16 protein-coding genes are annotated in these 13,102 nt (G+C 46.1%); 8 read left to right on the top strand and 8 right to left on the bottom strand.

Annotation, left to right across the window (positions count from 1 at the left end; genetic code table 11):
- From NG833_RS05565 to ftsH, 4 genes are all read left to right on the top strand, one after another.
- On the top strand, positions 1-226 hold a 226-nt coding region (locus tag NG833_RS05565; RefSeq protein WP_254564316.1), incomplete at its 5' end, for a hypothetical protein.
- Positions 227-248: 22 nt separating this feature from the next.
- Positions 249-1,388 (top strand): ferrochelatase, encoded by a 1,140-nt coding sequence (locus tag NG833_RS05570; protein ID WP_254564317.1) that lies wholly within the window; start codon positions 249-251, stop codon positions 1,386-1,388.
- Between the two features lie 514 nt (positions 1,389-1,902).
- Entirely contained in the window at positions 1,903-2,184 is a 282-nt protein-coding gene (locus tag NG833_RS05575; protein WP_254564318.1) for a hypothetical protein, read from the top strand.
- Between the two features lie 838 nt (positions 2,185-3,022).
- The gene (gene ftsH / locus NG833_RS05580; RefSeq protein ID WP_375293882.1) at positions 3,023-5,023 is read left to right on the top strand and encodes an ATP-dependent zinc metalloprotease FtsH; all 2,001 of its coding nucleotides are present in this window, start codon (positions 3,023-3,025) and stop codon (positions 5,021-5,023) included.
- A gap of 74 nt (positions 5,024-5,097) precedes the next feature.
- On the opposite strand, the gene NG833_RS05585 is transcribed toward ftsH, so the two are convergent.
- Positions 5,098-5,748: a M23 family metallopeptidase gene (locus tag NG833_RS05585; protein ID WP_254564319.1), complete on the bottom strand. Its 651-nt coding sequence runs from the start codon at positions 5,746-5,748 to the stop codon at positions 5,098-5,100.
- 421 nt (positions 5,749-6,169) lie between these two features.
- Between NG833_RS05585 and NG833_RS05590 the strand changes: the two genes are divergently transcribed.
- Entirely contained in the window at positions 6,170-6,550 is a 381-nt protein-coding gene (locus tag NG833_RS05590) for a hypothetical protein (RefSeq protein WP_254564320.1), read from the top strand.
- Positions 6,551-6,813: 263 nt separating this feature from the next.
- Here the strand turns inward: NG833_RS05590 and NG833_RS05595 are convergent, their stop codons facing one another.
- Positions 6,814-7,128 carry a HigA family addiction module antitoxin gene (locus NG833_RS05595; RefSeq protein ID WP_254564321.1) on the bottom strand — a complete coding sequence of 105 codons (315 nt, stop codon included), beginning with the start codon at positions 7,126-7,128 and terminating at the stop codon, positions 6,814-6,816.
- 23 nt (positions 7,129-7,151) lie between these two features.
- Positions 7,152-7,445, bottom strand: a complete 294-nt coding sequence (locus tag NG833_RS05600) for a type II toxin-antitoxin system RelE/ParE family toxin (protein ID WP_254564322.1) — start codon at positions 7,443-7,445, stop codon at positions 7,152-7,154.
- Between the two features lie 361 nt (positions 7,446-7,806).
- Between NG833_RS05600 and NG833_RS05605 the strand changes: the two genes are divergently transcribed.
- Both NG833_RS05605 and NG833_RS05610 read left to right on the top strand, forming a co-directional pair.
- Entirely contained in the window at positions 7,807-8,085 is a 279-nt protein-coding gene (locus NG833_RS05605; protein WP_254564323.1) for a hypothetical protein, read from the top strand.
- Entirely contained in the window at positions 8,078-8,341 is a 264-nt protein-coding gene (locus NG833_RS05610) for a type II toxin-antitoxin system RelE/ParE family toxin (protein ID WP_254564324.1), read from the top strand. Before NG833_RS05605 ends, NG833_RS05610 begins: the two co-directional genes overlap by 8 nt.
- A 46-nt stretch (positions 8,342-8,387) precedes the next feature.
- Here NG833_RS05610 and NG833_RS05615 read toward each other — a convergent pair whose 3' ends face one another.
- The 5 genes from NG833_RS05615 to NG833_RS05640 all read right to left on the bottom strand — a co-directional run bounded on the left by NG833_RS05615 (position 8,388) and on the right by NG833_RS05640 (position 11,639).
- A complete protein-coding gene (locus NG833_RS05615) occupies positions 8,388-8,573 on the bottom strand; it encodes a hypothetical protein (protein WP_254564325.1) in 186 nt (61 codons plus the stop codon).
- Between the two features lie 184 nt (positions 8,574-8,757).
- Entirely contained in the window at positions 8,758-9,174 is a 417-nt protein-coding gene (locus NG833_RS05625; protein ID WP_254564326.1) for a type II toxin-antitoxin system VapC family toxin, read from the bottom strand.
- Positions 9,171-9,422, bottom strand: a complete 252-nt coding sequence (locus NG833_RS05630; protein WP_254564327.1) for a hypothetical protein — start codon at positions 9,420-9,422, stop codon at positions 9,171-9,173. Before NG833_RS05630 ends, NG833_RS05625 begins: the two co-directional genes overlap by 4 nt.
- A gap of 57 nt (positions 9,423-9,479) precedes the next feature.
- Positions 9,480-9,788, bottom strand: coding sequence for a hypothetical protein (locus NG833_RS30935; RefSeq protein WP_375293883.1), 309 nt, complete (start codon positions 9,786-9,788; stop codon positions 9,480-9,482).
- 69 nt (positions 9,789-9,857) lie between these two features.
- Positions 9,858-11,639: a DUF262 domain-containing protein gene (locus NG833_RS05640; RefSeq protein ID WP_254564329.1), complete on the bottom strand. Its 1,782-nt coding sequence runs from the start codon at positions 11,637-11,639 to the stop codon at positions 9,858-9,860.
- Positions 11,640-12,226: 587 nt separating this feature from the next.
- Between NG833_RS05640 and panB the strand changes: the two genes are divergently transcribed.
- Entirely contained in the window at positions 12,227-13,006 is a 780-nt protein-coding gene (gene panB / locus NG833_RS05645; RefSeq protein WP_254564330.1) for a 3-methyl-2-oxobutanoate hydroxymethyltransferase, read from the top strand.
- Positions 13,007-13,102: the final 96 nt, after the last annotated feature.

Consider the following 13,102-nt stretch of genomic DNA (forward strand, 5'->3'; position numbering starts at 1 on the left):
GCAATGCTTGCGCCCCAAGGGCGCAAGCATTGCGCCCCTACAAATCAATACACCTTTACAGGGCTACAGGTTTAACCCTCCTCAAGACATTGGGGAGGGCTTTTTCATCTTTACCCAGTCTTGCCAATCCCGTCCCTGGGTTGGGTTCACCGTACCCCTCCTTCCCCCCCGAGGGGATGTTACCCTAGAGGGAATCGGAAACATGAACCCGATCGCAGAACCCTAACTCGAATATTGAGGAGTCAACCGTGGTTGCAAGTCCCGAACAACAACAAGTAACAACAGTCAGCAGTGGCAGTGATTCGCAAGGCGATCGCGTCGCTGTCTTACTCATGGGGTATGGCGAAGTCGAAAGTTATGACGACTTCGCCAACTATAACGAACAAGCGCTGAATCTACTCACAGCGAAGTTCGCACCTGTTCCTAGCTGGATATACCCCCCCCTGGCAAAATTACTCGCCATTTTTGATTTCCATGAGTGGAGTCATCAACATGGCAAATTCATCTCCCCTCACAATGCCATTTTTGAGAAACAACGGGAGGGAATTGAACATGAATTACAACACCAGTGGGGCGATCGCATTAAAGTCTTCAAAGCCTTTAACTTCTGTGCACCGCACCTCCCGGAGCAAGTTCTCACCCAAATTAAAGCCGAAGGATTTGATAAACTGCTGATTTATCCCCTCTTAGTGGTGGATTCTATCTTTACCAGTGGGATTGCCGTAGAACAAGTCAATTTAGCCTTAGAAAAACTCAGTGAGGGAGAGAGCGAACAGTGGGTTAAGGATATGCGCTATATCCCTTCTTTTTATAACCAACCCGCCTATATCAATTTAATGGCACAAATGGTCGAACAAACCATTGCTGCTGAACTCACCGGGGAACATTTTGCCTCACAAATCGGGATTGTGCTCATGAATCACGGTTGTCCTCACAAGGCTAAAGGCTTTACTTCGGGCATTACTGAAAGTCAAGCCCTCTATGATGCAGTCCGGGATAAACTGATTGAGCGCTATCCCCTGATTTCTGTGGGTTGGTTGAATCACCAAACCCCCTTGATTGACTGGACTCAACCGAATGCCACCCTTGCTGCCGAGAACTTGATCCAACTCGGCGCTAAAGCAGTGGTGTTTATGCCGATCGGGTTTGCGACGGAAAATCATGAAACTCTGCTGGATGTGCATCATATTATTCATGATTTAGAGAAGCGTCACTCTGATGTGAGTTATATTCAGATGCCCTGTGTGAACGAACAGCCGGAGTTTTTGAAAATGGTGGCAGAATGGGCCAACCCCCTGATTGAAGAGTTACTCAGCGATCGCGCTGCTGTCGCCGGAGTCCCCTTAGTTTCGGCTCCTCACAGCCATCACCATCACCACCATCACTAAAAATCTATCTGAGGGTAGAGAGGGGATCGCACATTTGTTGAGATCCCTCTGGAGAGTGAAATCACTGGATAATCAAGGGACCCGTTTTCCAGAGGGAGACGGGTTTCATCCGGGGAAGTTAACCAACAGATATCAGTTTCTGTGGTAAACTGGTCGAACATCCCCGGATGAAACAATTCATTACAACCGATAGTCATACTGAGACAATCGGACTGGGGGCTTGGGATGAACCTCCAGAGAAGCCCTTGAGTAGAGGGCTGATTCAGGAAAATACTGTCATGGATTGGATGTTAAATTAGAAAACTGACACAATTGATTAAAATTGAGTCGTTTGTAGGGGCTTTCTCCCGGGAAAGCCCCTTCCCATCGTCTAGTGGGTACATTTTGTTATGGTGAGGGAGAGTCAAAAGACCTTGAAAGTCAGAAATTGGATAAAAATGGAGCATCTGGAAAATAATAATCCATCCATTTTTTTGCCCGTCAGTCCTGGTAATCGCCTACCGGGATCGCCAGTATGATCGGCGCTCTAGCGATCCCCAAAACTGGGAAACCGCCAGCGATGCGATCGCCATCAAAATCTCCGGTGATAACGATCGCACAACCGAACGCGATCGGATCACCCAAATGGGTGGAGAATTCGTTGAGCATGAACGTCAGTATTCCTCACGGTGTTGAGGAGGAGTCATTTATGGATTATACGTGGAAACCTTTTCTCTGGTTAGCAGGCACCATCGCCCTGCAAGTGGTCACCTTGAGCGTTGCCGCCCTCATGTTAGTGGCAATTTCATCCCATTAAACTCGATTGCGATCGCACATTTTCCCAGTCTCCCCACTGCCAACTTCCCTTGGCACTCATGGCATCTCGGCGCTCCATTCAGATCAGCATTCCCAACAGCTAAATAGGACCAAATGCCATCCCCCGTCTGCACCGTCCGCCTCTAACCCGACGCCAACTCAATCGTCGGTCAAATAGCGTGAAGGTCAACAGATGCCGGATCCCTTGATTCGGCAGGCATTAAACCCTCCCCTTGGAAATATCGTCCAGGGGGAGGGTTTTAATTGAAAGAGTAACACCGGATCAAGGCAGGGCGACCGGACAAACGTTAAACTAGAAACAGGACCTAATTTCGAGGGATCAATCGCCGAGGGTTCATCTTTGGGACCTCAGCATAGACAACTTCAAACAGGCACAGGTGAAGCGATTGAATGTAAACAACCCAGCACTGACGCTATAGCGTACAGTGTGGGCTTTGAAAGAAGCCCGAAGTTTACCAGACTCAGGTAGAGATACCTACGTTAGGAGCAAGCGTTAAAGTTCTTACCTTGGGATGCGAAGCTAGTCCCAAGCTCTAAAACTCAAAAGTTAAACAGGCTTAAATGGGTTAAACCAGTGCTTTTGGGATAGTACCGACTCCTAACATTGTCGAAGCTAACATTACCTGAGAAATCAGAGTGGGAGAAATCCCAAAAAACGGGGTTCGGCAAATACAACAATTTTTGTCGAATCCCCATCAATTCAATTATTTTCAAGCAAGAAGGATGGCTACGCTTATGTTGCAAACCCTACACCCTTTTCCTCCCGACATCAACCTGGGTCCAGCAGGTATAGTGCGGGTCTCCAAGGGGGAAGAAAGATGAAAGGTTTTTTGAAACAGTGGATCGAGGGACAACGGGGAGTCAGTCAACCGAGTTCACTCAACCGTCAGAGCATGACCAAACAAGGCAACCGTGCCAACAGTACAGGGCCTGTCGCTAAAAAAACATCTCTCCCGGCCAAACTAGCCAGTACCCTAGGGGCCATGCTGGCATCGGGAATACTGACTCAAGGGGTGCTGCTGACCACTCCGGCGATCGCCCAAACCGAAGCCACTGCCCTGAGTTATAGCGAATTATTGCGGAAAATTGATGCCGGAGAAGTCCAACGGGTAGCAGTGGATCCGGCCCAAGGAGTTGCCCGAGTTAAATTACTACAGGGCGATCGGGAATATACCGTTCCCCTGTTCGATCGCCACCCGGAATTATTTGAAAGAATTAGAGAACAAAACCGGGCAGCAGAGACGATCCAATTGGACGTTCAGCCCACCTCTGACCCCTCAGCCGCCTTTGGCATGGCTGCCAATCTGCTCTTAATTCTCCTGTTAATTGGAGGATTGATGATGATTGTCAAGCGATCGGCGCAAGCGGGAAATCAAGCCATGAGTTTTGGCAAATCCAAAGCCCGATTTCAAATGGAAGCCAAAACCGGCGTCATGTTTGATGACGTTGCTGGAATTCAGGAAGCTAAAGAAGAACTGCAAGAAGTGGTCACCTTCCTGAAAAAACCCGAACGATTTACGGCGATCGGGGCCAAAATTCCTAAAGGCGTCCTATTAATTGGACCCCCGGGAACCGGCAAAACCTTACTTGCCAAGGCGATCGCCGGAGAAGCAGGCGTCCCCTTCTTCAGCATCTCGGGTTCTGAATTCGTGGAAATGTTTGTCGGCGTCGGGGCCTCCCGCGTCCGGGACCTGTTCAAAAAAGCCAAAGAAAACTCCCCCTGCATCGTCTTCATCGATGAAATTGATGCCGTGGGTCGTCAGCGTGGTGCAGGCATCGGTGGTGGCAACGATGAGCGAGAACAAACCCTCAACCAACTCCTCACCGAAATGGATGGATTTGAGGGCAACTCTGGAATTATTATTATTGCTGCTACCAACCGACCCGACGTCCTAGACCAAGCCTTACTCCGTCCCGGACGATTTGACCGCCAGGTGATGGTCGATTTGCCTAGTTATAATGGCCGCCTAGGGATTTTACAAGTCCATGCGCGGAATAAGAAACTGGCCCCAGAAGTTGCCATCGAGGCGATCGCCCGTCGCACCCCAGGATTTTCCGGTGCTGACTTAGCCAACCTCCTCAACGAAGCCGCCATTTTAACCGCAAGGCGACGGAAAGAAGAAATTGGTCACTTAGAAATCGACGACGCCATCGATCGCATCACCATCGGGATGCAACTGACCCCCCTACTCGATAGCAAGAAAAAGCGCCTGATTGCCTATCACGAAGTCGGTCACGCCCTGCTGATGACCCTTTTGGAAAATTCCGACCCCTTAAACAAAGTCACCATCATTCCCCGTTCTGGCGGCATTGGCGGCTTCGCTCAACAAAGTTTCAACGAAGAAATGATTGATAGTGGTCTCTACACCCGAGCTTGGTTAATGGACCGGATTACCATTACCCTAGGGGGGAGGGCCGCCGAACAGGAAGTATTTGGGGATACGGAAATCACCATTGGAGCCAGTAACGATATCCGCGTGGTTGCCGATTTAGCCCGAGAAATGGTCACCCGCTACGGAATGTCTGCCTTGGGTCCCCTCGCCCTGGAAACTCAGAACGCCGAAGTGTTTTTAGGTCGGGACCTCGGCAGCAAAACGGACTATTCCGAAGAAGTTGCCTCCAAAGTGGACCGCCAGGTGAGAGAAATCGCCTTTGACTGCTATGAAAAAGCCCGAGTCATCCTCCGTCAGCATCGGCAACTGCTCGATCGCCTCGTGGATATGCTGTTAGAGCAAGAAACCATCGAAGGGGAAGACTTCCGCCAACTCGTCAGCCAATCTGTTGACCTCCCGGCAAAACAGCTTGTCAGTAACAGTTAACGGTTAAAAAAATAGCCCGCCTAGGCGGGCTTGATTCAATTAGCTTCCACCCTCAACCGGGGGGGAGCTTTTTTTTAAGGTTCCATCGAAATCCGCCTGGATGAGCCATACATCGCCCGCAAAATTAATGCCGGGTCATACCACTCATCGGCATATCTCAGACCCCAATGGAGATGAGGACCCGTACTGCGTCCTGACATCCCCACTCGACCGATGCGGACCCCAGCGGGAACCTGTTGACCGTCAAAAATTTGTAAGCCCCCGGTGCGATCGATCAGGTAAAGACGCCCCCCGGAACGCTCAACAGCGCCTTGCATATGGCAATAGATATGCTCCCACTCTCCGGATTTGATGACCAAACCAATGCCACAGCGATCGTCATCGATCACCTGAGACACGGTTCCCGCCCACCAATTGCGAACATAGCTTCCCATCGGTGCCGCAATATCTAACCCCGAGTGAAATTCCCGGGTGAAACCTCCAGTCGGGGACTGGCGATAGCCAAACGGCGAGGTATAAGCCTGAAAATTTTCCACCGGAAAGGAAGCCCCTTGCCAATAATTCGCCGTTGCCGTCTGTGGCACTCCCGGTCCCTGAGATTGAGCAACCTGGGGTTGCAGCCCCAGAACCAGTATCACCACTAAACCTAGCCCGACAAATAACAGCCGTCGTAAAGTACGGGTTAAGTGTTTGTGCATCCATCCGGGGATAGCATTTCGCATCATCACTTCAATTCCTCAACCACAGATTAACATTATGAATCCGTTCAAATCCGTTTGAGCATCAAACAGATAAATCTTTTCTCAAGAGGGCCATGAAATTAAATGCGCCCCCATTTTGAGGGTGGATTGATCCACCACGTCGAGGTCAGGGTCGCGCTTGAGAACCCCTTGCGTTCCATCAAATTCTGCACCCCAGTCATTCAACAGGCCCTACCCCAACGCTACTAGGAAAGTTATTTTCTCGACGTGGATTTTACCCTAAGTTGTACCCTGGTCACTCATTCACGCACCGAATCCATAAATCGGTTTAATTTTGGGGCTGCCCTGAATCAATCTCATCTCATCCGAGGACACCGGATCCTAAATTCTTAACTTTTGTTAAAATCGCTGACAAAGATAAATTCATGACCCCAGTGCCTCAACTATGTTAACTGAAATTTTTCCCTTTCAATTTGCCATAGATACCACCGCCTTAGCGGGAGCCTCATTATGGGCCCTGGCCTTATATCTGGGGCTTTCCAGCCTCAGTGAATGGGTGACGGAACAACTCAATCGCTGGTTTAACTTTGCCGATCGCGCTCTCTACACCTCAGAAAAAGAGTTCGAGCGCTCAAAAAAGGCTAGAGAGTCCCAAAATGCCCTCTATGCCTCGGTGTTGAGTATTGTCCCCTTTCTAGCGATGGGGGGAGTTTGCAACTGGGGTGTCCAATTTACCCTGGGGAGTAGTTGGGCGATTTCTGTGGGGATTATTGCCTGTATTATTTGTGGCGTCTATGAGTTGGGGCGTCGAGATGGGATGTCGTAATTGGGGGCGATCGTCTTTGGTGTTTCATCATCCGGTTATCGTGAGCAGTCTTAGAATTAATGCTCCCTAAGTTTTGCCTGGAAAGTTTTGCCTGGAATGGGGCGATCGGCATGACTAACATTAAATCGATAACCCTCCATAATTGACCGCTGAGACCTAACTCTCTGCCTTAGCGGTCATTCCCCTACCTTTTTCCGTTGTTTCTGGCAACGATGAATCAGGTTTTCAACCGGGTTTGACTTCAAGAGGGATATATTGTCTGACTACAATTTTAGCAGATTGCCCCGAGAGGAAATTTTATTCAGAATCTCTTGTTCTTCCTGTTGGGTATGATATAAATCCCAACGCAGTTGAAGATTCAGCCAAAAATCGGGTGATATATCAAAGAATTTAGCCAAGCGCAAAGCGGTACTGGGAGTGATTCCTCGCCGTCGATTGATAATCTCATTGACTCGTTGATAGGGGACATGAATAGCATCAGCCAAGTCTCGTTGGGTCAGTTCCAACGGCTTCAGAAACTCTTCTAAAAGCATCTCCCCCGGATGAGTGGGGGGGCGATGAGTGGGAATGCGAACCATTATGAATTACTCCGTAAGTGATATTAGTGATAATCGACGATTTCAACCTCTTCAGGACCCTGTTCACTCCAGACAAAGCAAATGCGATATTGATCGTTAATCCGGATGCTGTATTGACCATTACGGCTACCGCCTAGAGCTTCCAAGCGATTACCGGGGGGTACTCTTAGCTCATCAAGGCTGATGACTGAATCAAGTTGATCGAGTTTGCGCTGGGCAACTTTCCACAGGGTTTCTGGACAAGTCTTGCGCGCTGCTTTGGTGTTTTCACCGTTAAAGATATCTTGGGTCGCTGTGTCTTTGAACGAGACAATCATAATGACATGATAGCACGGTTGTCATGCTATTAGTATAGATAGGCAAAATTTCAGGGGTAGAGTTACTGTCAAATTCACCCTCCCGGTATCGCAACAAATGAGGTTGATTGGGGGAAACCTTTTAAGGGCGGGTCTAAGGATTCGTCGGTGAGAAAGGCGATTCTCCTCTCCTACGGAGATGCTTCGCGAAGATGATGGCGCGGTGAGGGAGGAGGTTACAATGTTTTAGGCAGCTTTGGTGGCAGCGTAGTTGGGCCGGAGTTGCGGGTGGATCTCTGTTTTCCACGATTGCCCTGGTGTCGTTCGTCCATCTTTGTCCGCAGGAAATTGTAGTAAAATAAAAAAAAGGTCAAACACCGCTATGAATACTACAGACAATTCCCCAATGCCAGAGCAATCATTAGCAGGAGCAATATCTGTCACAGAATTGGAATCCCAGCTAAATGAGACACTCAAGCAACTATCACCCCAGAAATTACAGGTAGTTGCTGATTTTGCTGCTTACTTAGTTCAGGTTGAAAGTGAAGCAGCAACCCAGGAAATTTTGGCAATTCCTGGGCTGTTAAAACGAATTCAGCAAAATCAAGCTACTCCTAAAACAGATTACACAAACTGGAGAAACATTCGATCTGATGTATGAAGTTTTGCTTCATCCCGATGCTCAAAACGTTTATGCTAACGCTGATCAAGCCCTAGTCAAGAAAATTGCTCAATGTTTGCAGCAGCTAGAGCAAAATCCTCGTTCTCATCCTAATATTAAATCTCTCAAGGGAGATTTGGCAGGATTCTATCGGTATAGAATTGGAGATTATAGGATTATTTATTCAATAGAAGATGAAGTAGTTCGGGTGTTTGTTGTGGCGATCGCTCATCGGAGTCAAGCCTATAAACCATGAAGTGCCGCGAATATAATTAAGAAAATTGTGTCAGAAACCCGGTTGCTCAAATCTCCTCTAACCCGGTTTCAATGGCGGATCTCAGATTCGGTTGATTGGGGGGGAAGCCTTGATAGGGGACATGAATCGCATCAGCTAAGTCTCGTTGTGTCAGTTCCAACGGCTTGAGAAACTCTTCTAAAAGCATCTCCCCCGGATGAGTGGGGGGGCGATGAGTGGGAATGCGAACCATTATGAATTACTCCAGAATTGATATTAGTGATAATCGACGACTTCCACCGCTTCAGGACCCTGTTCACTCCAGACAAAGCAAATGCGATATTGCTCGTTAATCCCGATGCTGTATTGACCATTACGGCTACCGACTAGAGCTTCCAGGCGATGATGATATTAATAAGGCAGGTTTCGCTTTGCTGTTAAGACATGAAAAGATTCTCAAAATAATTCTTGTTATTCCATTGATAAATACTGAAATCCTTAATGTCTAATGATAAAATTCGTTCAGTTTTGTACTCTTCTGCTAACAGAACTAGGGATGCGTCTGCTAAATCCATCGGAACATCGCGATATTTATTAATCAAATCTTTGAGTCTGGAGATATGGTAAGGCTTAATTTCAAAAACTTGAAATAATCCCTCAGACATGGCATTAATAAACGTAACTGAAGATTGAACTCCCCGACGAGCTTGTAGAAAGTAGCAAGTTTCTGTGACAACACACCATGTGGTTATCAAAGGTTCATTATATTGACCGAAAGTTTGTTTAGCCGCTTCATGGTAGTTATCGTTTTTGTTGGCTAAGGCCACCCAAAAGCCGGTATCAACAATAATCATTGTTCAGTCCCTATTTCCTGCATTAAGATGGATTCGCAGTTTTCAGCTAGGTCAGGTTCCGCTTCAATACAACCAATAAAGCCAATTTTACTAAAATTCTCCAGATGATTATTAGAAGTAGTCAAGAGTTGTTGATAATAATAGTCAAGGGCTGTTCCTAAGATTTCATCTGGATTTTGTCTGGTTTTCTGTTGGATAAAAGCAAGTTTTTGAGCTTGTTCATCAGTGAGTTGAGTGGCAATTTCCATTGTTTCTTCCTGTTGTCTATCAACTTAAGGATATTTTAACCTAAAAAACGCAAATCCTCAAATCTCCTCTAAGCCGGTTTCAATGGTTGATATCAGATTCGATTGATTGGGGGGAAAGCCTTTTAACGGCGCTTCTAGGGGTTCGTCGGTGAGGAAGGCTACGACTATTTCCCGGGTCAGTTTTTGGCAAAAGGCGATCGCTTCTGGTGTGGGTTTCATAGGGGTGGAAAATCTTTCCCCGTCGAACCGGATGGCGCGGTGGGGTTCGAGGTTACGGCGTTGTAGGCCTTTGAGGGCGCGGCGCAGTTCATCGGGGGTGGCGGGTTCCGGGGGGTCTTCCTCGGGACAAGTGATTTCCCCAATCAGTTCGAGCCAGGGTGAGGGCGATTTTTCGTTCGCTCGTTTCGTTGTAAACCAGGTATCTCCAGACTATAGCTACTTTTGAAAAAGTTGAAAAATAGCAAGTAGTTCTGGCCCTTTAGCTTCTACTGTTGAAGAATCCTGCCTTATAAAAGCTTTTTCACCTACAAATGAAATCTCTTTTTGAGGTGGGATATTAATTCTAATTACAGAGTTACCTTTGTAATTTATAGTATCAATTCTTGTCAGAACTTGAGTCTTTAGAGGATTAGTTAATTCAGAGTTTTTCAAGGTATTAATTAATATTCCAACATAATCCTCTAGTGTTTTACATAAAAATTTAGCTTCTCTATCAATTCCCACCACATATCTATCATTGATTTCATTGGGTTCAATCCCATATAACCTTTTAATTTTTTCGGCATCTTCCTTTTTATCTACTACCCCCAAAAAAATATACCCATCATTATTCGGATCCGAGTTAGCAATTCCACAAATTGTTTCAACCAGTCGTTCGAGCAACTTGTTATTTAGTTCTCTTTTGGGTGACAAATCAAGTAAGCCTTGCTTACATTCATACTTTGTAGTTTCTATACGAGAACGAAGTAAAGAATTTTTGAAAGTTTGTATCAACTCAGCACCTTGACCCAGACTTGATTTATCTTTCTTCGCAAAGTATTTTTGTATTAGTCCCTGAGTTTGATTAATATTATTCATGCGATCTTTTGTCGCTGCGTAGCGCTTGCTTAAATCTAGCTTTCTCTGAAGCCTTTCGAGTGATTGCATAATCTTTTGAGGATCAGTAGGCAGAAACTCTAATTGGATAACTAATTCAAAAAAAGCCATAAATATTGTGTAGAAAGCCTGCGGTATAGGATTCTTAGTTCCGGGATTAACAAGCTGTTGTAAGCATTTATTATCCGAGCTATATGTTTCAATCGTTTCTCCAAGAACAGAAAAAGTTTTGACAATTTCTTCTTGTAGCCGGTGGGCTCCATAACTAGCAATTTTCTTTTCTATTAACTTGAAATTGTTGCTTTTTTCATCGTACAAACTATCGAGCTTTTCTTTGCTTCTTTCTAAAGGTTTATCAAGTAATATCGATGCGGCAATATCTGCTATTATATTTTCATCTTCACTATCACGCAGTTGAGGTATGGTGAGAATTCCTTGCTTGCACCATAAAGTTTCTTCTGCTTGAATCCCATAGCCTTGATGGTTTCGTTTTGAATCAATACTCACCTGTGGCATATCAAATAGATGAAGTGTTTTCTGAGTATCATCCCCACGCAACTGCATAGCAATTGTCCGAACTGTTTCTGCAAATGATGTTGTAACACCTGCTTGTCGTCTCTCTTGATTGCTTAGATGCTTACCCCCAGAATTGATTCTGCCAAAAACCTCAGTGATGTCACTTTCATCCATTGCCGTATAGATGGTTACGGCAAGCTGATAGTCTAAAATATCTGCACACTTTTTTCTGTCTAGCTTATCAACCTCGGACTTTTCTTCATATTTAAAAACTTTGTCATCAGCTAATTGTTTTGCATAAGAAAACTCATTAATATCGAAAAACTTTTTATCAAATGAAAATAAATTTTCAATAAATCCGCAAAGCGCATTAAGTCGCTGCATACCATCTATAATCTCATACTTGCCACTTCCATGAACTTTAGGACGTTCAGCTAGGAGAATTAAGGGGATGGGATATCCGTTTAAAATGCTTCCAATTAATTTTCCTTTTTCTTCAACTGACCAAATTAATTTTCTTTGATATTTTCTGTTTACTAATAAGTTTCCTGACCGATAGAGTCTATACGCTTCAGTCACTGTCATGCCGCGTGGAACAATGCTCATCTGTTCTATATCCCTCAATCAGGATTGTTTCTATCTGAATTAACTAATTATATCAGTAAGCAACAACCATCGGCTAATTGATAATTTTGACTGATACGCTTGCTAAAAACCGATACAATAATTTAAACTTTGCCCAGTTTTTGCCCTAAATTCACTACCCGCATCCCCAACGAATTGGCAAGGGTTTTGGGCAGTTTTTGACAATCTGCCAAATTATGGTAGAGTGTATTTTCAGCGGAGCAGTTTGCCTTGTTGCTAAAATTGCTGGATTTTGCCACAACTTTTTGCCGATAACCCTTATGATACCGTTGTCAGTGGGGCCAATTTTTAGTCCCGATCGCCTCCCATCTGTCCTCCCCCGTGACTAATTTTTTTCGCCACCCAACACCGGCTATTGACAAATCAGCCAACTTGTGTACTTACTCCATCCTGTAAGTTAGGAGTGCCTAGAATCCTAGAGACAGGGGGAATCCCCGATCGCCGCTAGGGATCTGATAAGATTGGAAAGGCAATCCATCTCTATATAATGATGTGACTGCCGGTTGCTACTCTTGCCAGCGGATTGACCGACTTGAACTCACCCAGCTATGCCCATCACCCCTCAACAATTACTAGAGCGAAAACAACAAGGAATGGCGATCGTGGCGCTGACGGCTTATGATTATGTCTCGGCGAAATTGCTCGATCGCGCTGGGGTGGATTTGCTGTTAGTTGGCGATTCGTTAGGGATGGTGGTGTTGGGATATGAAACCACTCTGCCGTTAACCCTTGATGAGATGATTCATCATGCGAAAGCTGTGCGACGGGGTATCGAAAAAGCTCTGATGGTGGTGGATTTACCGTTTTTAACTTATCAAGAAAGTTCGCAACAGGCGATGCATTCGGCGGGAAGAATTTTGAAGGAAACGGGTGCTCAGGCGGTGAAGTTGGAGGGGGGATATCCGGAAATTGCGGAAACTGTGCGGCGATTGGTGTTGGCAGGAATTCCGGTGTTGGGTCATGTGGGGTTAACGCCGCAATCTGTGCATCAATTAGGGTATCGGAAACAGGGAAAAACTCCGGAAACGAGCGATCGCATTTTTAAGGAGGCAGTCGCTTTGCAGGAAGCCGGTGCTTTTGCGGTGGTTTTGGAGCATATTCCTAGTAAATTAGCCGCAGAAATTTCCAAAACTTTGGTGATTCCGACCATTGGCATTGGTGCCGGGGTGCATTGTGATGGACAGGTTTTGGTGACTCATGATTTGTTGGGTTTGACTGACCGAGTGCCGCCTTTTGCAAAACGCTACGCTAATTTGCAGGAGACGATTACTCAGGCGGTACAGGCTTATGGGGAAGACGTTCGCGATCGCCGTTTTCCTCCAAACTAAAACTTGTGACATCGCAGGACAAGAAACCGGGTTTCTGCTCCAAAGTTGTTGAAAGTTGGCAGAAATTTGGACAAGAAACCCGGTTTCTAACCCTTG

It is taken from the genome of Oscillatoria sp. HE19RPO (genome assembly GCF_024220515.1).
Taxonomy (GTDB): domain Bacteria; phylum Cyanobacteriota; class Cyanobacteriia; order Cyanobacteriales; family Laspinemataceae; genus Laspinema.